This window comes from Mesorhizobium sp. M1143 (assembly GCF_040318435.1).
In the GTDB taxonomy this organism is placed as follows: Bacteria; Pseudomonadota; Alphaproteobacteria; order Rhizobiales; family Rhizobiaceae; genus Mesorhizobium.
The window spans coordinates 74,039-93,890 of the sequence record NZ_JAMYMJ010000020.1 but is presented as its reverse complement, the minus strand read 5'-3'; the positions used below and the strand labels follow the sequence as shown (position 1 = coordinate 93,890).

Here is a 19,852-nt window from a genome sequence, read left to right as displayed (position 1 = left end):
GGCGCGTTCCTCCATGGACTTCTGCCACTTCAGCAAGGTGGCCGTAGTCGCAGTAGCGGCTTGAGCGATTTCTATGGGCGTTGCAACCATCGCATTCTTCCTAAAAAGGCAATGGTAAACGCAATCTTTATAGGCCCAACGAAACCTTTCTCCAATTAAGAACGACCATACGGCATACGGCAAAATGGCTATTCGTCGGGGCGCTCGACGGCAGCTTCGTCGACCTCGGCCTCCATCTCGTTGTTGACGGTTTTGGTCTTGCCAAAACCGTCCATCGCCACACCGTCAAAGCCCTGCAGCCACGCGTCGGCATGTTCCTGCCAGTAAGCTGGCACCTCACGCTCCTTGCCATCCTTGCGCGCTTGGGCGCCGTACATCCAGGCGTAGGTGGCGCGTTCCTGATCTTTCTTAGGCATGGCCATTTGCATCATCCTCCCGGAAATCCAGCAGCCTTGCGTGCCGCAGCTTCTCTTCGCCTTTGAGGGTCTCGACCCAGCCAACCAGTCCGGGCTTCAGCCACTCGGCCTTTTCCTTTTTATGTCCCTTCGGGACCGGGCCGCCAACCTTGCCCTGGACACGATCCCAAAGCGCTTGCCGCTCAGCGGCATTGAAGTTGACGAGTGCGCCGCCTTTGTAGAGCCCTTTTCAGCCATGATCACCTGGGTGGCTTTGCCGCGCTCGCGCTGTGCACCGATGATTTGCATTTCCTTTTCCTCAAAGCACTTGATCTTGCGCCAAGCGCTCGTTTGCCGCTGCGATATGGACTGCCCTTGAGCTTCGAGACCATGCCTTCTAGCCCGTCTCGTCGACCAGGTGGCAAACGGCGTCACCAGTGCGGCATCGCTCCGCTGAATTGAATGCGCCCGCCGGCAGGGATCATTTCGTGCAGGATCTCGCCGCGATCTTCGGTCGGCATCCCGCGCAGGTCATGATGCGTGGAACCCTGCCGGTTGCTGACCGTTCTCCGTCAATGGAAGCCCCGAACCAACAGAGCCAAACGATCCTCGTGGTTGACGGCGACGTCATCGCCCGATGCGTCATCGCGGACTATCTCCGCCACTGTGGCTACAGGGTGATTGAGGCCCATTTCGCACGTGAGGCGCAACAAGCGTTGAACTATGCGGAGTTCGGTGTGGACACCGTCTTGTGTGACGTTGACCTGCCGGGCAACATGAACGGGTTCCAACTGTCGAAGTGGGTTCGCGAGAACAAGCCCGAGGTCAAAATAGTGCTTTCTGCGGCAGTAGAACGAACTGCGATCGCGGCGGGCGACCTTTGTCAGGAAGGCCCGCACCTTGCGAAGCCGTATGAGCCGGCCAACGTAGTGGACCATATCAGGCGACTGCAGCGTGTTTGGAGCTTACGATCCAGGAACCCTGGTGCAAAGCGCAATTGATCTCTGTCCAGACGCCGAGAGGCTCGTCTGCATACCAATGGTGATTTAGCCCTGCGAACTGGACGCCGCTCAAAGGAAGAACGGCGTATAAGCCGCAGTCCTGCGTGCGGCCGCAACAGTGGACGGTTGTCCCGCGCAGGACGGAGGAAATTCGCCCTCCTGCCGCGGGCGGTGAACGGGATACTGTAGGAGCGTCAGCATAGCGCCGGCCACAGGACGGGACGCGGCACCGACTGTCCCCGTCCGGTAGTCCGCATGTTTTGGTCGAAGCCGACCGGCTGAGATCGTGCGCATTTTGGTTCTCGACGGTACGGCCGCTGATCGGCGATGATGCGAGGACCGAGTTGCCTGGAAGAAATCGATCTGGTCTTGCACCTTTTTTGCTTCCTCATTCGCGGGGCAGCTTGTGATTTTCCAGCCTGACAGACCCTCCCCTGTCTATAAGAAATTTCCCGACGCATGAGCGCACGTCCAACACAGTGCGGGCTCCAATGCTCACCGGCTGCGCGAGAATGGTAACCACCTACCTTGAGGGGAGCGCCACGTGCGTAGTCAACGATGCAGGCGCTGCCAACCTCGGCATCCCCGGGAATAGCAGGCTTATAAATGAATATATCGTTGATCAACGCTATCGGCGCAGCCGCCGGGAGATGGACAGACCGCGTTCCAGCTAGGGGTATCGATGTTCCAGGCTAAAGGCATTGGCATGCCCGAATTAGAAAAAAGACCTGAATCCCGTAAAGCAGCAACAAAATGCCGAAAGCTATCCAGAAGCCGGGTCGCGTAAGCAATGCCAGATCTTTTCTTAGCTGCTCCATTCACATCAACTAACATGGCCAAGCGTCGTTCCCGTCCGCTGGGGACAAATTTCAACTAAGCTGATCGTCGCATAATGGCCGCGCCACTGCGGATCGAGACACCTCAGCGCCCCGCATGAGCACGCGCAACTCGATCGGAGGCGCAAGGAGAAAGTTCGGAACGGTTCCAAGAACCCCAAGCAAATTGAGCGCCGCAGCGGACGATAAGGTTCACGCATATCCCCGGCGAACATCCGCACAGCATTGGTCAACATCAACGGCAGAAGGGCGTCCGAAAAGAAACGCATCTCTGCGTCACCGCCTCATCGAGAGTCACCGCTGCGGCATCCTGAATACGGTCGGCGATCCGAAGAGCATGCATTGCGCAAGATTTTCCAGATGAACTGATGCCGAGACCGGCCCAAGCGTCCACCCTAGCCTCCAGCCGGTCATTGCATGAGACTTCGACAGGCTGTTCACAATTATCGTCCGCTCTCTCATTCCGGGACTGAATGCTATTGAGAGGAACTCGCCGTCGAACACTGTGCTGCGGTAAACCTCATCGCTGATGATCCATAGATTGTGCCGCTCGGCAAATGTGGCAATGGTTTCCAGATCCTCCTTGCCGAACACATATCCGCCGGGATTGTTTGGGGAGTTCAGCAAGATCGCCCGCGTTCGATCTCCTACCGCTGAACGGAGAATATCCTCGGATGCCTTCCGCCGCGCATTTTGCAGCGATAGTTTGACGGGTCGGACCACTGCTCCATCGGCGCGTATTGCCGCTTCGTATGTAGATACCAAGGCTCAAGGCAAAGCACCTCGTCGCCAGCTCCGGCAACGGAAGCTTAGTGCGATTGAGCGGCCAGGCGGCCGGTCCCCAATTCGTTCGAATGATGCGCTTGCCTCGCCAATGTCGCATGGTGAGTCAGCCGGCAAACCAAAACACTCAACCGCCGGTTAGGCCCGGCCGCCTGATGCGCCCCACAAGAGGCTGTGCCGGGCCGTTCGTCGGGGCTTCTGCACCTGAGTTGTTAATGTGCCCAGGCAACACACCATTGACGCCAAGACGATGGCAAGAAGGGGAGCCGCGCAGTCCTCAAGAATAAGTCAGCAGGCACCTAGACCGATGTAGGGCCTTCCGATCGCAGCTCTCGGCTCCTCGCGGCGCCGGCGCCCTGGCATCGTTTGATTGAACGAAGACGCTGAGTTGAGCTCTCGATACAAAAGCATCTCAGTCCTCGTGCCTCAATGGTCCGGGCATGCGGCTGCAGGGGATGAAGTCATGAAGTTCAGGGATTTGATCAGACGCGCCGAGGACAATGTGGAGAGGTCGTTCGACGATCTCGAAGCTGACTTGGCTAACGCTGTCGACCAGTGCCTCGATTTGGAGGATGTCGCCGACGTGCCAAACATGGCAGGCGAAAACAACGAACAGGATGACAGCGTACCAAGCGAGGACGGTGCCGGCGACGACGATGATAGCTCGCCGATACCAGCGCATCGGATGACCTCACATACGCAGAGCCGAATTGCTGCCGTGAGCTCGTTTAACGGCTTGTTCCACGATGCCAAGCTCCATTTCGAGGAGATCAACGCAAAAATCTCCGAAATTACAAGCACATGTCAACTGACGTCCGAGTTTTTTCACATCCTTCACGCGGACATTCTCCGTGCCAACGAACTGGAGTTGGCGAATCAAAATCTGATCGCAGATCAAAGGAACTTGTCGGAAACACTCAATGACCTGAACAGACGGTACTGTGAGCGTCAAGGCACCGTCGAGACATTGCAGCAGCGCCAGGCAAGCCTTGTTCAGGAGTGTGAAGTGCTCCGTGGCGCGTTGGCCGCGGCAAGGCTGGAGCTGGTCGAAGCGGCGAACACCACCACAAAGAACGAAGCGGAATTTGGCGACCTCACGAACATGCTTGCCGCCGCAAATGTCGAGGCCGACAGGCGCTCCCGAGAGAACAAACAGCTGCGTGAAAAGAATGTGAGCCTGTCTATTGACCTGGAAAAGGCCATGAAGCGGGAGGAAGAGGCACGGCATAGGCTGGATGCCTTCTCCACGATCCATGCCAACGAAGCTGCGCGAAATTCCGAAATGCTGAGTGCGCTCGGCAAGAGCGAAAAAGAGGCAATCAAATTGCACACCTCACTCGAGGTTGCGCAGGCGAAGCTATGGGAGGTGACCGAAGCAGCCAGGATTATGCAGGCGGACATGGATGGCGAGCTTAAACGCTGCCAGGCTGAGAACCGAGGATTGCGCTCAGAAATTCAAAGTCTCCAATCGCGCTTCGAACTCGCCTCAAACGCAAACAACGAGGCCGCGGCCGAGATCGCCAGGCTCCAGCTACAATGGAGCGACGCCCTGGCCGAAAAACAGGTGACCGACGAAAGGTTGGCCGCACTCACCGAGGAGGCCGAAACCAACAAGGTGAACCTTTCCAAGATCGCCGCAGATTTTGCACAGCTGTCCATGCAGCAGGCGTCCGATCAGATTGAACTCGATGTGAGACGGCAGGAATGCGAGGACTTGCGGGTCGAGATTGCCTCGGTCAATGCTCGGGTCAGGGAATTGCTGCCCTACAAGAGGTCGCATGGAAGCGCGAACGCCTTGCCGCATACATCTGACGTGGCAAATGTAGCGGTGACTGCAGACCGAACGGTGCATGCCGCACGCCGTGTCCGCCGCAGGGCCCTCGCCGCGTCGTAGGAGCAAAGAACCTCTCCTCGTGAGGCAATTGCCCATGTCGATGATCGTGGAACGGTATGCGCTGTTTGTTGCGCAAAAGATGACAGGACACTAACGCTGTTGTCGGGGCAGGACTTGGTGAGGCGGCCAGGAAAATCCTGTTGGGGCATCCTTGTAGCCGGGACAATGTCCCAGACGAGCCTCGCGCGTCGGCCGCAGGCGTCACCCCTGTGGCATCACGTCGCCTACCCTAATATGTCAGCAAGCACGCCTGCCGTGTTCCCGCGGTCGACCGCTCACAGCCGCCATGTCATTCCCGGAAAGCCCTCGACATCTGGTCGGTAAGCGGCTTCAGCAGATAAGACCAGACGCTGTGTTCGTCCGTACTTATGTGAACCTCCGCTGGCATACCGGGTTTGAGCACTTTGGCATCGGTCAGACAGGTGGACTTGTCTTCGACATTGATGCGCGCCGAGAAATAAGAAAGCTGGCGCTGTTGATCTTTTATCAGGTCCGCCGAGATGCGCTTGACAGACCCTTGGCAGGCAGGCGTAGTGCCGGCGTCGAAAGCCGGAAACCGGATCGAGACCCGCTGACCTGGACGAACGTCATCTATGCGCGACGGCGCAATCAGCGCGTCGACGACAAGGTTGCCGGTGTCAGGGACAATCATCATGAGAACCTCGCCCGCGGCAATCACGCCGCCGATCGTGTGAATGGAAGATTCCTGTACGGTTCCCGATTGCGGCGCGCGGATGGTGGTTTTGGCCAGTTCGTCCTGTGCCACAACCTTGCGCTCGCTGAGTTCGGTTTGCTTGGCTTCCGTTTCACGAAGTTCGCTCGTTACGTCACTACGCCTTTGTTCATCGAGCTGAAGAATCTGCAATTCGGTCTCGCTGATCCGGGCCTGCGCCTCGGCAACTGCCGCCGCGAGGCGCCCTGATTCTCCGTGCGCCCGGGTGGCATCCAGTCTGATGTTGCTAAGTCGCTCTTTGGACACCAGTTTCTTTGTAAAAAGCGCCTGTACATCGACAAGATCGCCATCCAGCAGGACCACGGATTGTTCTTCCGCGGTCTGTTGCGCCTTGAGGCCCTCAACTTGGCGTTCGAGTTGCTTTGAGCGGCTTTGCAATTGTGCCTTCTGCCCGTTGAGGGCCGTAGCGCGGCTGTCGAACAGCGTGCGCTCGCCGTTCACCAGCGCAGCCAGCTCCGGCTCGCCCATTCGCGCTTGAAGGCTGAACGGAAGCTGCATCTCCGACAGGCCTTGCCGCTCTGCCTCCAGCCGCACAAGCCGAACCGTTGCCCGATCAAGATCCTTGCTGATTATCTGCAGATTGGCTCGTGTCAGTGTGTCGTCCAACCGTGCCATCACATCGCCGGCCCGTACATGATCCCCGTCTTGCGCGAAGATGCCACCTATCGTGCCGCCCGTCAGATGCTGCACCTTCTTTATGTTGCTCTCGACCACCACGGTCGCCGGCGCAATTACCGCGCCAGCAATCTTGGTCAGACCGAGCCAGAGCCCGCCGCCGGCAAGCAACATAACCGTGACCGCCGCACCCAGGATCAGGTTGGCCCCGATTCCATCGCGCGTGCCCGAAATCGCGTTGCGCCGGCTCCCATTGCCGATCGGGGCCGATGGAGCCATCGTCGCCTCAGACAAAAAAATATTCCTCATGCGTGACCGCTCACCCCTTTGTGCATCGCGACGGCCGCTGCCGGGCGTTCAACCGGCGCAGCAAAGGGGCGGATGACGTTGGCCAGGACCTCCTCGCGTGAGCCGAAGGCGTGAAGCATCCCATTGGACATTACGAGTACCCTGTCGATGTTGGTAAGGGCAGAAGGACGGTGCGCAACTACGATGACGATGCCTCCACGTCTGCGCACTGCCAGGATCGCGCCGGCCAAGGCGGTATCGCCATCGACGTCCAGATTTGAATTCGGCTCGTCCAGAACGACAAGAAACGGATCGCCGTAAAGTGCCCTTGCAAGCCCTACGAGTTGCCGCTGTCCAGCCGACAAGGCTGTTCCTCCCTCGCCCATGCGTGTTTGAAAACCGTTCGGCAATCGCATTATCATTTTGTCGACGCCCGCTGCCTTGGCAGCTGCCAGCACGCCCTTGGCGTCGCCCTTCCCGCCAAATCGCGAAATGTTATCGGCAACCGTTCCATCAAACAGTTCGACGTCCTGGGGCAGGTAGCCAATATGTGCTCCAAGGTGTTCTTGGTCCCATTGGTCAAGCGAGGCGTCGTCCAGCCTCACCGTGCCGCGAAGTGGCTGCCAGACGCCCACCAGCGCGCGCACAAGCGTGCTTTTGCCAGAGCCGCTCGGGCCGACAACGGCCATTCCCGTCCCTGCAGCCAGGCGGAAGTTGACATTGGCTACCGTCGGTTTTTGCTGGCCCGGTGGCGCTATGGTCAGGTCCTCGACCGCAAGCTCCGCTTGGGGGCGCGGAAGTTCCATATGTTCGTCCCGGTCAGGAAAAGCGGCCAGCGCCGTTGCCAGTTGCGAATAGCTTTGCCGGAACGCGGCGAAGCCTCGCCAGTTCGCGATAGCGGCGTCAACAGGAGCCAATGAGCGACCCAGCAAGATGGAGGATGCGATGATCACACCTGGCGAGGCTTCGCCTCCTATCACCAGGTAGGCACCCAGTCCAAGAACGCAGGACTGCAAGGCCAAACGCAGTGCCCTAGAGAGTGCCCCGGTGGCGCCGACGACGTCGGAAAGCCTCTCTTGGTGCCGCAGATATGCGTTATTGATCTCGCCCCAGCGGTGGGCAAGCCGTGCGGAAAGGCCCATCGCGCGTACGACTTCCGCGTTGCGGCGTCCGGATTCGGCGAGATTGCGTTGCGACACCAGCGTCTCGGACGCGCGTGTCACCGATGTGCGGCCAAGAACTTCCGCCATGACCGTGAGCAGCACGACAATGATCGCACCGCTTGTGGACAACAGACCGAGCGCAGGATGCAGGAAATAGATGATCAGCAGGTAAAATGGAATCCACGGAGCGTCGAATATAACAGTCGGCCCCATTCCGGAAAGGAAGCCGCGTAACTGATCGAGATCACGGAGGGGCTGTATCCGGTTCGCATCCTGCCCGCCAATGAGCGGCAAGGACAGCGAGAGGCCGAACACCCTCTGCTTCAAATTCCTATGGACACGATTGCCCACTCGAACCAGCAGGCGCAGCCGCACGAAATCCAGCAGCCCGTAGACAGCGTAAAGACCCAGCATTCCGATGGTGAACCCGACAAGCGTCGGAACGCTCTGCGAAGGTAAAACGCGATCGTAAATTTGCAGCATATAGACCGAGCCGGTCAGGGCGAGAAGGTTTATGACTGCCGAGAAGATGCCGACGCCTACCAGGCCAGGCACGGTCCCAAGCATTGCGCCTCGCAGATCCGACGAACTCCTTCCACCAGGGTTCATAGGCTTCGACCTCCCGTGAGAGATCGTTGCGCAAGCTCACTGGCCCCACTGGGCACCGACAATCTCTTGCTGTTCAGGAGCGTATCCCCTTAGCCTTCTAATATTACGCCCCACTAACATGCTTGGACTTTAGTCAAAATGTAGCAAAATCGTGGCGCTGCCCTCAGAAACCCGGAACCCACATGTCAAATCGGGGGAAAACTGCCGTTCCATGGTATTTGGGCGGGGCTTCATGCCGGGCGGAGCGGCCCAAGAAAACCACCCCCTGCCCTTTTTCGGGACATTTTCGCGCTTTAGCGCTTCCTCGCAACAACCAGGAAGTGTTGCGCCAGCTGGCCAGGAACGCAAAGCCTTCTGCAGGCCTTCTCGACAGGCTGCATCATCATTTCACAGAACCCTGGCAACAGGTTTCCCGGCCGAGGCAGGTAACCGTACGGTATCGTCTGCTCGACGGTGAATCCCGAGGCAGTCAGGAGGGCCTTGAACCTCGCCGCGCTCAGCGTGTGGCGAATTGTGCGTCCAGACACTCGATTGAGCAGCCGGCACGCCAGGCCGACGGGCGACGTCGCATTCATGTGAACGTTGCACACAAGCCGCCCGCCATCTTTCAGGTGCTCATTGATCGCTTTCAGTGCATGCCATTTCAGTTCATCCTCTGCGTTCAGGAAAAAACGAAATGCGGTTACCACATCGAACGTCATACCCAAATTCTCCCTTGTCAGGTCGACGTGACGCAAACTCACATTGGGCGGTACTTGAGCGCTGTCGAGCATAGTTCTGGAAACGTCGGCGCCAACCACCTCGCTGAAGAGGCCGGCGGCTACCTCGGCGATGCGACCTGTTCCGCATGCGAAATCGAGGCAGTTTCGGCTCGCTCCGCTCAAGGGGCGAAGAACGTCGAGGATCAGGGGCTTTTCGATGTTCTCCCAAAGCGCGCCATAATAGCCGGAACTGTGCGTTTTGTTGTAATGTAGGCCGTAGCCGGGCGCGCAATGGCTGGTCCTGTAGCCGTCCGACACCCAGCCGCCCTGCGCATTGCTCTCCTTGCTGGACGTAAATTCATGCCGATTTCCGGACTCACCGGCGCGCGACCTGGACCGCACAATTCGCGCTGACGGCATATGGGAAGCATAACTTGACGACTGCGTCATCTGATCCGCGTTCGTTGAGGGTGTCAGGGTCGCTCCCTGGTTGAAAATGCGCCTCACCTTGGATCTCCGTTCAGTTGGGTTCGCCCCCCGATAGAACAGTAAGCTCCGCACGGACTGCGGCTGACGCCCTATTGGACTGCCACACTTTGCAGTTCACTGCTGAATCTGGCTTCGACAGTATCCCCCGGCAGCACAATCGCATCTTCGTCAACCAACAGCTTGCGCCATTCATTGCCGATCTTGCGCACGATGGTCACCTGGGCCCGTACCGTTTCGCCGGCAATCGGCAATGGCTGTGTGGATGCTCCGGTCGGCTGCAGCTTCTCGCTGGCGGCATGGAGCCTGGCGGTGACATCCGCCAGCCGAGCGTTGGTGTCCTTCAGATCCGTCAGCAAGCCAATCCTTCTTTGATTGTCGTTGCGTTCGTGCTGTCTGACAAAGTCCTCCTGCTGGCGCCGCGCCCTCATCAGCTCGACCGAGGTTTGAAGCGCGCCGCTTGAAGACAGAAGCAACGCGCGCCTGACATCCGCGAGCCGGGTGTTGGTCAGATTGCCTGCATCGAATGCCTTCGTCACTCGCGCCAAATCTTGCTCATCCGCCTTCACGCTCTCGCCCTCGACTTGCTCGCGTTTCTGCAAAACGTCAATTTGCTCGGCAGCGTCCGTCCGGCCCTTCTCCAGAAAATCCTGTTCCTGCCGGAAATCACTCAGCGCAACCTTCAGCGCCTCTGCTTCAGCCTGTGCCATCGCGGCTACAACGCTCGGCGAAAGAGGTGATCCCTGTGGTGTCTTCTTGTCGAAATCCGCCTGGCCCTGAAGCTCGGCGCGAATGCGGGAGGCGTGAAGGTATTCTTTCGTGTAATCTCCCCAGAGCATTTCGTAATCGCGCTTGAGATCAACCGGATCAGGCCCGGCCTGGCTTGCCCGTGATCGCAAAAGACTGAAGCCGCCGGAAACGGCCAGCGCCTGCCGTACAGTCATGAGCGGACGGTAGACCTGTTGTCCCGGGGTGAGCACATCGCCCGTTACGTAGATCGGGCGATAGTCCGCGATGATTGCTGTCACATCGTCGGGCTCGACAGTAACTGTCTGCTCCCGCCCGTCAGTCAGACGCACGTGAAAAATCTTGCTTGGCAAGAGCTCTTGCATGCGCCTTTGCAGTTGGGACGCCGTCAGGCCTGCGACCATGATCATCCCAGCCTCCGGAAGGGCGATGTTGCCATCCATCTGGACTACGGCGCGCTGCGTCCGATCAGGGATCGGCGCTATTCCTATCTCGACAGTATCGCCAGGTGAGAGTTGATAGGGCTCGACCTCGCCTGCGCAAGCCATCGAGGTTAGCGACATCATCACGACTGCGCCAAGAACGTATCGTCTACTGAAGGTCATTTGCGACAATCTCCTTCCGGTCGAGCACCGGCTTCAAAGGCCATTCAACACGAGTAACGAAATCGTATACCGGGCCACCGGGCACGCCCCAGTTGCTGGACCAGACCACCTGGGAGCCGTCTGGAGACGGAGAGGCATGCGTCTCGCTCCAGTAGTCGAAGGGCGCGTTGTGCGTGTCTGCGACACGGCGGACCTCTCCACTGCCGTCTAGACGCAGCGCAATGACTTGCTGAGCGTAAGGCGCCCAATCCGGGTGCTGCGATAGTTCGGCTGGCGTGCCGCCATAACTCAGAAACACCCAGCCGGGCCTGCCGAGCGACCTGAGTGACGCATGCATGGCCTCGCCATATTTCATCAGCGAGGTAGCCTTGCCATCAGCCAAGCGGCGCTTGATCACCTGATATTTGTCAGGATCCGATTTGCTGATCCCGACATAGATTTCGCTTCCGTCGGAATCGACCGTCATGTCGCCATGGCCCGGTCGATGGTGCTCCATCCACTTCTGGCGCAATATGCCGTCTATGGAGAAGACGAAACTCGCTTCGATTCCGTCCGGTAATTGCTGGGAACACACTATGTTGATTCCGAGTGGTGAGATCGAGCAGGAGCCGGTTGTTCCCGGTAATTCGGCAAGATCGATATCCGGGAATCTCCGCCGTTGCTTTAGATCGTAGCCAAAGACCACCGCTCTGCCGTCATTGTTCGTTGCACGCACCGCAATCCGGCTGCCGTCGCGGCTCGGATTGCCTTTGTTGGGTCCAAATTTGAGGTTGGAGTACGCTGCGGAGGCAAACACGACGTCCTCATGATCGGTACGTGGCGCCCATGTCGCAATCTGCCGGCCCCCGACGCAGATCATCAACTCGGGATCAGTGGGATGCCATTCGCATTCGGTAGCGCGGTTGCGGTGGAACAAAGGCAAGTAGGTTTGTCCGTCGAGAAAGCACAGGCCACCGCAGCCATTGGCGATCAGGAGCAGGCTCTGGTCGGCATTCCAAGCCTGTGCGCTTGAGTAACGGTGGGTGCAGTACTTCTTCCCGCATACACCCGCCCGGCCGAGAACGCCCGGTCTGGTGATCCGTGCGAAAACCATGCCAGACCAAGGATCCCTTGTTTCGTGCACATAGCCCGGCAGGTTGTCCACAACCGCAGTGGCCGCCGCCTCCGCTGCCTTGCTTTGACGGCCACCGGCAACGTAGATGTTGGGAGATATGGCACCGGCAGCCAGCAACAGCGCCAACGCATGACGGCCGCCCAGGGTCATGTCATGTAACCCACTTCGCGCCGTACCCGGCCTTCACTAAGGCGCTCGCGCCACCACGTGATTGTTCGCTCCAGCCCATCGCGCAGGCTGGTCTGTGTCCGCCATCCAGTCTCGCGTTCAAAGCGCGAGGAGTCGGCGAGCAAGGCGCGAACTTCAGAATTTTGCGGCCTCAGGCGCCTTTCATCACGACGGACCGGCTTTTTGCAATCGGTCAACTCAAGAACAATGGCCAATACGTCCGAGACGGTCGCAGCGCGTTGGCTGCCAGCGTTGTAGGCGTGGCCGAACTCGAGCTGGGCGAGACCTGCGGTCAGGAACGCTGTCGCGGTATCTTCGACATAGGTCAGGTCGCGGATCGGGCTGGTATCCCCGATCATGATTGCAGGACATTTCGGGTCGAGGACCTGCCGGATAATGGTCGGCACGATGGCGCGTTCACTCTGGCGCGGGCCATACGTGTTGAAGGGTCGCATGATGACCACAGGGACATCGAACGACCTGGCGTAGGACTCCGCCATCATGTCAGCGCCGATTTTGGACGCCGAATACGGTGACTGTCCCTGCAGGGGGTGTGTTTCGCCGATCGGCATGGTTTGGGCAGTTCCATAGACCTCGCTCGTCGAGGTATGGATCACCCGCTCCGTCTCCCACAGGCGCGCCGCTTCGAGGACATTCACCGTGCCTAAGATGTTGGTTTCCACATAGGACTGGGCAGCGGCGTAGGAGTATGGAATCGCAATAAGCGCCGCCAGATGAAAAACCACGGCTTGGCCGCGCATGATCCGGTTAAGGAACGCACTGTCGCGGACGTCACCACGGACGAGCCTCAACTGGCTGCGGATGGTGTCCGGCAGATCGTCTAGCCATCCATGGCTGTCGAAGGAATTGTAAAGGGCAAGGGCTGTGACATCTGCCCCGTTGCGAACAAGCGCCTCCGTGACATGCGAACCGATGAATCCGTCCGCGCCGGTCACCAGGACTTTCTTTCCATTGTAGCTCATCACTGCGCATTCCCTTGGCTGTTTGGAACGCTTCCCTTGGATATTCAAACGTCGATCGGCGGTACCGGAACCCAACCGACCACTGCCAGCACTCCCCGCACCATCCACGCGAGGTCGGAGACGATGGTGCGTCGCGGATAATATGAGAGGTCCAGTGTTGCCTTGGCGGGGAACATGACCTCCCGGTAGAACACGATCGGATCTACGGATTGGGGGAAGTAATGCGCTTCGTGCCGAAAAACGACCTGGGCTGGTCCCAGCAGGCCTGGCTTGTATTGCAGCACGGCCCTAAGCTCGCCCCGGAAACAATCGGCGAAAGCCAGGCTCTCGGGCCGTGGGCCGACGATCGCCATTTCGCCTTTGAGGACATTCCACAGCTGCGGTAGTTCGTCCAGCTTCGTCGCTGCGAGAAAGCGGCCAACGGTGGTCATGCGTGTGTCGCCCACGACCGTCAGCGCAAGGCCTTGAGAGCCGCAGTTCACACCGAATTTGCGAAATTTGTACATGCGGAAGGTTCGGCCGCCGGCCCCGATGCGGGTCTGAGCGAACAAGATCGAGCCACCGCCCTCGAGCAGAAGCGCTCCGGCGATCAGCAGCATCAATGGCGCCAATGCGACGGTAGCGATGCCCGCCACCGCAAGATCGATTGCGCGTCTCGCAAAGCCGTGATCAGGATTTGGAACGAACATCCGGTGAAAGGCAGGGTCTAACGCATTCATGCAGCAGTTCCTCTTTGGGCGCCTGCTTTGAGCGCGCCTGTTTTGAGCGCGGCTGCCAGGGCAGCCACGACTGATTCGGCGGCGGCGGAAGTGATCTGGGGGTGCAGCGGAATTGTGAGCTCTCGCTCAGCGAAATCCTCTGTTCGGGGCAAACTCACGCCGGGAAGGCGCTCGCGGTAGAACGTCATTTGGTGCACCGGCGGGTAGTGGATGGTGGTCTGTATGCCCTGTGTCCGCAGCTCGTCGATGACATCCTGCCGGCTCGCGTAGCGCGGCAGGACGATCGGCATGATGTGGTAAGCCGACGTCCGGGGTTCGCTAAATGGAATGACAATGGCTGGGCAACGGTCCGCGATCAGGCGTCGGTACAAGACAGCTATGATACGCCTGATTTCGTTCCACTCTTGCAGGTTCTGCAACTGAACCAGCCCTATTGCCGCTCGCATCTCGTCCATTCGGTAGTTGAACCCGAGCATCGTGACATCATATTGCGGCGTACGACTGTTCAGCCGCTGATGCGTCCCCGTGGTCATTCCGTGCCCGCGGGCCAGGCGAACCCTGTCGAGCAGATCGGGGTCACGTGCAATCACGGCGCCCCCTTCGGCCGTTGTCATGTTCTTGTTGCCATAGAAGCTGAACGCGGCCGCGGCGCCGAAGGTCCCGACTTCCCTAAGCCCGGGCGCGTGCGCAGCGTCCTCGATGATATGCAGCCCGCGAAGCCGGGCGAACCGCTGCCATTGTTCCCGATCGGGGAGATACCCGGCGAAGTGAACGAGAATGACCGCTTTCGTGCGCGTCGTGCACCGCGCTTCGGCTTCCGCAACCGAGATCAACGGCACGTCGACGGACTCGATATCGACGAAGACCGGCGTCGCCCCTACATACAGCACCGCATTCGCCGTCGCCACGAACGTCAGCGAAGGAACCAGTACTTCGTCGCCAGGGCCGATGCCCAAAGCATGGAGGAGAAGATGGAGCGCTGCGGTGCAGGAACCAACCGCAACGCAATCTCGCGCGCCATGCATGCTGGCAAAGGCCTGTTCGAACTCTCGTACCCTGTCCCCCATCGTAAGCCAGCCGCTATCAATCACCTGCGACAGGGCTGCCTTCTCTGGCACGCCTAGGATCGGGGCGCTCACCAAGAGCATCTTGACCTCCTGAAAGCCTTGTTAGTGGCTAGACCTCTGCATCAGACTTTCATGCGGCTGCAGCGGCAGCCGCGACCTCGATTGAGGACGACTGATCTTCCCAGGCAATTGCCTGTGCATTCTGGAAGTCATCGACACGACCGATGTCGAGCCAAAGACCGTCATGCTTGTAAACATGCACGGTCGTGCCGCCCTGCATCATCTGCAGCATCAGGTCATCGAACCCAAATGGGATCCCGGACGGAATGAACCGCAGGACATCTGGGTTCATGCAGTAAATCCCCATGCTGACGAGATGGGAAAGCGTCGGCTTTTCCCGGAAGAGCTGGACGGTATTGTCGATCTCGTCGATGACCCCGAAGTCCATCTTGATATGACGGCACGCCGTGGCAATCGTAACGGGATCCCTATGCAAGCGGTGCGCGGCTACAAACCGGCTCAGGCTTAGATCTGTGAGGACATCGCCGTTCAGAACGACAAATGTTTCGTTCAGTTCATCCCTAATCAGAGAGAGAGGTCCGACGGTGCCGAGTGGCTCCATTTCCTGGGTATATTTGATCTTCAAGTTCCATTGCGATCCGTCGCCGCAGACGCTACGGATCAAATGTCCTAGATACCCTGTCGTAATATATACCTCTTCAATGCCGTTGCGCCGCAGCCACTTCAAAAGCAACTCAAGAACAGGCCGGGCCCCTATCGGCATTAATGGTTTCGGCAGGACCGATGTAAACGGTCGAAGGCGCGTACCCATCCCACCACATTGAATCACCGCTTTCATTCGATCCTCCTGATCTGCAGTTGGCTTTGTTCGGGATCGGTGTTCCATTGTCCGGCCAGGGCACCCCCTCAAATCCGGCCAAACCTCGGCGGCAATCCGAACATCATATGCGAAAAGGTATGTGACAGCCGGGGCGGCTGTCGTCGTGCATTCGAATGGTAGGGATTCAAAACGTTCAAGGTATTAGATGGCCACGAGATCAACAGCCTACAGAAGCGCGATTGGGCACTGATCATGACGCCGATAAAACGAAAGCAGTTGCTTTCAAGAAAGCTGCGATCCGCCAGGGCCGGACCGGCCTACAGGTCCGGCGACAGCGGGTGGCGACATAACAGATGCCACATGATTACGATGGTCCTGAACAGCTGGCTTGGACCCAGAGATGGGAAACCGGCATCGTTTTGCGGACAGGCACCGCACGCCAGGGTTAAAAATCTATGGATGAGCTTCGCAATTTAGTATTATATTAGACGTTCTGGATGTGCGTGGATGGGACGCTGCGGACATCACTGTGATGCGTTGACCAGTGGATGGCCGCCATTTTAGGACCACCACGGATTGTCGATCATAGGCGAATGGGAGGTTCCAGCGGGTTTTCTCGTCGGGAACCGAGTAACGCGTTGGGGTAGTTGCATGGCTCGGATCGTCATTGCCGACGATCACGGCTTATATCGGCGTGGTCTCCGGCTGGCACTCATGGCTGGAATTCCAAGCGCCGAAATATTCGAAGCTTCGTGTTTCGATGCCGCGGTCAATCTTTTAGAGGAGCAGGCGTCCATCGATCTTGCGATCCTCGATCTGAACATGCCTGGGCTGTTCCATCAGGAAGTGCTCAGCGACTTTATGGCTGCCTATCCTGACACTCGCTTTGCGATCGTTTCCGGGGATGATTCCCGCTCGGAGATACTGACCGCGCTTTCGATCGGACTTCACGGGTATATCGTCAAATCGCAGAGCGACGAAGAAGTCGTGCTGGCTGTAAACGAAATCCTCGCTGGCCGGATCTATGTGCCATCTCTCCTATCTCGAACGTCTGCCGACCAGAGATCGCATGCCCCCCCACCTCCGGTTCAAAATGCCAGCCGCCGGCACGAGGGCTCGGGCGACGTCGCTAGGCTGACGTCTAGACAGAAGGACGTCCTCAAGCTGATGGCAGAGGGGTACTCGAATAAGGAGATTGCCCGCAATCTGGACATTGCCGAGGCGACAACGAAAATCCATGCCGCAGCCGTGCTGCGTGAGCTTGGGGTTAGAAACCGTACCGAAGCAGCTGTGTTGCTCCAAAGCTGGCTTACGAGACAGGCGAGTTGACGCATGCCCCTCGAACCGGCCCGAGTTTGCTTGCAGGAAATCGCAGCAAAGGGCCCACACCATCGGTTAATTGGTCGGCTTCGACTTGGAGGGGCTCTATTGCAGTCCAAATTCCTCAATTTCTTTGCGCGATACACGCAGCGAATATCGAAGGCCATCTTCGGTTATTTCCATATTCGGGGAATGCCCGACAAGCGGCGTGCTGTCCACACCGATTATCAGTGACCCGAACCCGCGGCGTACGACTTTTGAACTCTTCCGTCGGCCCGATTCCACCCAATCGAACACGAGGTCGTCGCCTTCGTCCTCGGATGCAAATCGCCACTTAACTTCGACCTTGCCATTCGGGTCACCCAGCGCACCATGTTTCACCGAGTTTGTCGTCAACTCGTGAAGGATCATCGCCAAGCCCTCGGCGGCGCCGCTTGGCACAGTGAGGGAAGGTCCACTGATCGTAATGTCGCGTGTCTCCTTGAAGGGCTGCAATTCCCGGTCCACGAGTTCATGGAGCATCCCTGACAGGTTGGCATGACGAGAAAGGATGCGATGGGTCGCCTCCAGTGTTCGAATCCAATCGATCAACATCTCCTTGTATTTGGCAACATCATTGTCGGGAGTATCGATCATGTTGACCAGAGCTCTAATCACTGGAAACACATTGCTGAACCGATGGCGCTCTTCGCGCATTATGCGCTCGCGTCTCTTTACGGCGGCGCGAAGCAAAGTTGTTTGTCGACGTTCGGTCAGATCCGCCGCCACCCCGATGCGCATTTTGCGGTCGCCGTGCTCTTCCTGCCGTCCACGCAATGCAATCCAGCGTGTGTGACCATCCACTTGCCGGACGCGAATCTCGACGTCAAAGTTCAATGCCGATGAAGGCTTTGCCGAGGCGGACAACTTCGGCCAGTCGACGGGATGGATTACGGCCGAGAGTTCTTCCAAGCGGCGGACCGGGGCCGGAGGCAGACCAAGGATGTCCCAGAACTTGCCGGAGCCGGCGACTGTCCCATCCTCAATGTCTATTTGCCATGTGCCCAGGCGCCCGGCAGATACGGCGAGATCGAGCCATTCCTTCTGAGCCCGAAGGGCCTCGCGTGCCGCTTGTCGCTCGGAAATATCGTCAACCACCACGAATACGCTCTCATTTGGCGCCTCGTCCGGCCGCGACGAAGACAGGGCCAGGTGAGCCCAAAATGCCGTGCCATCCTTGCGCAAAACGCGGATATCCGTCGCCGACGCGGTCCCATTGCCCAAATCTTGCAAAAGCTTCCGCACAGTACCTCGATCGTCGGGGAAAATGAGTTCCTCCAGCTCCAGTTGGGCAAGTTCCTTGTGCGCGTAGCCGGTCATCTCCAAAAGCCGTCTGTTCGACTGCAGCAGTTCGCCATGGCGATTGGTATTAGCAAAGCCCAAGGCGGCAGCATCGATGGCAGCGAGCCTCGCTTCTGCCACCCTGAGCGCGCCGTGCAGATCTTGTCGCAGGCGGTGGAACACGGTTGCGATCAGGCTACCCGAACCCAGAAGGAAGACGGCCCCGGTCCAGTCTCGACCAGTGAGGTGACCGTCCAACAGGTGTCGCATCCACAAGCCGGCGACCGCCATCAGAAGCGTTGCTGCGATGGCAACAAAACGGCCCTCAAGATACACGATGACAACGGTTATGGGGATAAACGCAACAAGCGGCAACGGCTGGCCGCCATATACCGTACTTATCGCCTCGAATGCTATCGATGCTGCAAACACCAAAAGCGAAGCTAGATGAGCCCACGTAGTGCTCGACAAATTCGATTTGAGCCAGCGCAGGTCCGAACCCATGCGCAAAGACTACAACTTTCGGTCTAGTCCGTCGAGACTAGGCCGAAGGGGTGGCACCTAATCCCAATGCCCGATTGCCATGACTTTGCCGGCGAATAAAATCATGGTGTCAGGAGCGCTCTTCAGAAAGATATATCCAAGAGACGCTGCGGAAAAACCATTCGCAGATTTCTCGCAGTATGTGGAAATTCAAGTTGAAGCAGCAACTTCATCAGATTTGATTTGCGTCAGTAGCAATGGGTTGGGTGGAAGCGATGACACTGATTGAAACGCGAAACGATGCGCTTGCAGGCAGGCAATACATTGTATTGAACGATACCCGCCACGAAAGGCCGATAAGCCTTGTGGACCGACCGGACGCAAGGGTCGGCGGATCTCGACGACGCAGCCTGGAATCCATCACCGGCATGCTTGATCGTATGGGTTGCGGCTATCTCGTCCTGGACCGAGACAAGAAAGTAATAGAATGGAACGCTGCCGCTCGGGACACCCTCGCACGCCAGGGCGAAGCAACTGATACAGCCGTCGAGCTTGCTGCCGGGTTGAGGCGGCTGGTCGCGAATGTTCCGGTCCACCTCCAGCCGGGCTCACTCTCATGGGTAGTGATCCACAGCAGAGGCGACAGGCCGGTGACCATGAACGAGACGGGCGTCGTTACACCGGACGGGACAACCGTCGTCGCATTGCTGGACCGGGATAACAAATCGGCGGCCAACCCTCGCACGTTGCAAAGGATGTTCGGTTTGACCAGCGCGGAAACGCAGTTGGCGCTACGCCTCGCCCATGGCGACGCGCCCCTGGAGATCGCCCGTAGCTGGCATCTCAGTCGCACGACTATTCGCTCTCAGCTCGCCTCGCTGTTCGCCAAGACCGACACGAGGCGTCAGGCGGAACTAGTGGCTCTTTTGGGGCGCATTTCGGTTTTGCCATGAGAAATCGACTGCTGTCTGCATCCGCTTT

The 19,852-nt window shown here is 58.4% G+C and carries 17 protein-coding genes; 5 read left to right on the top strand and 12 right to left on the bottom strand.

What is annotated here, in order from left to right; translation table 11 throughout:
• Positions 1-188: 188 nt before the first annotated feature.
• Entirely contained in the window at positions 189-422 is a 234-nt protein-coding gene (locus NKH35_RS16025; protein WP_023670915.1) for a hypothetical protein, read from the bottom strand.
• On the opposite strand from NKH35_RS16025, the gene NKH35_RS16020 reads away from it, so the two are divergent.
• Both NKH35_RS16020 and NKH35_RS16015 read left to right on the top strand, forming a co-directional pair.
• Entirely contained in the window at positions 415-774 is a 360-nt protein-coding gene (locus NKH35_RS16020) for a hypothetical protein (protein ID WP_352915330.1), read from the top strand. The genes NKH35_RS16025 and NKH35_RS16020 overlap by 8 nt on opposite strands.
• Before the next feature lie 109 nt (positions 775-883).
• On the top strand, positions 884-1,396 hold the full coding sequence (locus NKH35_RS16015; protein ID WP_023753040.1) for a response regulator: 513 nt from the start codon (positions 884-886) through the stop codon (positions 1,394-1,396).
• A 1,130-nt stretch (positions 1,397-2,526) separates the two neighbouring features.
• Here NKH35_RS16015 and NKH35_RS16010 read toward each other — a convergent pair.
• Positions 2,527-2,997 carry a pyridoxal phosphate-dependent aminotransferase gene (locus tag NKH35_RS16010; RefSeq protein WP_081726094.1) on the bottom strand — a complete coding sequence of 157 codons (471 nt, stop codon included), beginning with the start codon at positions 2,995-2,997 and terminating at the stop codon, positions 2,527-2,529.
• Between the two features lie 481 nt (positions 2,998-3,478).
• Here NKH35_RS16010 and NKH35_RS16005 point away from each other — a divergent pair, with 481 nt between their 5' ends.
• Positions 3,479-4,909, top strand: coding sequence for a coiled-coil domain-containing protein (locus tag NKH35_RS16005; RefSeq protein WP_023821907.1), 1,431 nt, complete (start codon positions 3,479-3,481; stop codon positions 4,907-4,909).
• A 289-nt stretch (positions 4,910-5,198) separates the two neighbouring features.
• On the opposite strand, the gene NKH35_RS16000 is transcribed toward NKH35_RS16005, so the two are convergent.
• The 9 genes from NKH35_RS16000 to NKH35_RS15960 form a co-directional block, all read right to left on the bottom strand.
• Entirely contained in the window at positions 5,199-6,536 is a 1,338-nt protein-coding gene (locus NKH35_RS16000) for an HlyD family type I secretion periplasmic adaptor subunit (RefSeq protein ID WP_023701101.1), read from the bottom strand.
• 26 nt (positions 6,537-6,562) lie between these two features.
• Complete coding sequence (locus tag NKH35_RS15995; RefSeq protein WP_023737037.1) at positions 6,563-8,275, bottom strand: type I secretion system permease/ATPase; 1,713 nt, start codon at positions 8,273-8,275, stop codon at positions 6,563-6,565.
• Positions 8,276-8,610: 335 nt separating this feature from the next.
• The gene (locus tag NKH35_RS15990; protein WP_352915327.1) at positions 8,611-9,525 is read right to left on the bottom strand and encodes a class I SAM-dependent methyltransferase; all 915 of its coding nucleotides are present in this window, start codon (positions 9,523-9,525) and stop codon (positions 8,611-8,613) included.
• A 71-nt stretch (positions 9,526-9,596) separates the two neighbouring features.
• The gene (locus NKH35_RS15985) at positions 9,597-10,856 is read right to left on the bottom strand and encodes a polysaccharide biosynthesis/export family protein (protein WP_352519610.1); all 1,260 of its coding nucleotides are present in this window, start codon (positions 10,854-10,856) and stop codon (positions 9,597-9,599) included.
• A complete protein-coding gene (locus NKH35_RS15980; protein WP_352915324.1) occupies positions 10,843-12,120 on the bottom strand; it encodes a hypothetical protein in 1,278 nt (425 codons plus the stop codon). The genes NKH35_RS15985 and NKH35_RS15980 overlap by 14 nt, the downstream gene beginning before the upstream one ends.
• Positions 12,117-13,121: an SDR family NAD(P)-dependent oxidoreductase gene (locus tag NKH35_RS15975; RefSeq protein WP_023753034.1), complete on the bottom strand. Its 1,005-nt coding sequence runs from the start codon at positions 13,119-13,121 to the stop codon at positions 12,117-12,119. The genes NKH35_RS15980 and NKH35_RS15975 overlap by 4 nt, the downstream gene beginning before the upstream one ends.
• A gap of 44 nt (positions 13,122-13,165) precedes the next feature.
• Entirely contained in the window at positions 13,166-13,840 is a 675-nt protein-coding gene (locus NKH35_RS15970) for a sugar transferase (RefSeq protein ID WP_023681043.1), read from the bottom strand.
• A complete protein-coding gene (locus tag NKH35_RS15965) occupies positions 13,837-14,988 on the bottom strand; it encodes a DegT/DnrJ/EryC1/StrS family aminotransferase (RefSeq protein WP_023737039.1) in 1,152 nt (383 codons plus the stop codon). Before NKH35_RS15965 ends, NKH35_RS15970 begins: the two co-directional genes overlap by 4 nt.
• 49 nt (positions 14,989-15,037) lie before the next feature.
• Positions 15,038-15,766, bottom strand: a complete 729-nt coding sequence (locus tag NKH35_RS15960; RefSeq protein ID WP_023681041.1) for a nucleotidyltransferase family protein — start codon at positions 15,764-15,766, stop codon at positions 15,038-15,040.
• 633 nt (positions 15,767-16,399) lie between these two features.
• Here NKH35_RS15960 and NKH35_RS15955 point away from each other — a divergent pair.
• A complete protein-coding gene (locus NKH35_RS15955; RefSeq protein ID WP_023681040.1) occupies positions 16,400-17,077 on the top strand; it encodes a LuxR C-terminal-related transcriptional regulator in 678 nt (225 codons plus the stop codon).
• Positions 17,078-17,173: 96 nt separating this feature from the next.
• On the opposite strand, the gene NKH35_RS15950 is transcribed toward NKH35_RS15955, so the two are convergent.
• Positions 17,174-18,892, bottom strand: a complete 1,719-nt coding sequence (locus NKH35_RS15950) for a sensor histidine kinase (protein ID WP_023714705.1) — start codon at positions 18,890-18,892, stop codon at positions 17,174-17,176.
• A gap of 254 nt (positions 18,893-19,146) precedes the next feature.
• On the opposite strand from NKH35_RS15950, the gene NKH35_RS15945 reads away from it, so the two are divergent.
• Positions 19,147-19,824 carry a helix-turn-helix transcriptional regulator gene (locus NKH35_RS15945; RefSeq protein WP_023689781.1) on the top strand — a complete coding sequence of 226 codons (678 nt, stop codon included), beginning with the start codon at positions 19,147-19,149 and terminating at the stop codon, positions 19,822-19,824.
• The last annotated feature ends 28 nt before the right edge of the window (positions 19,825-19,852 follow it).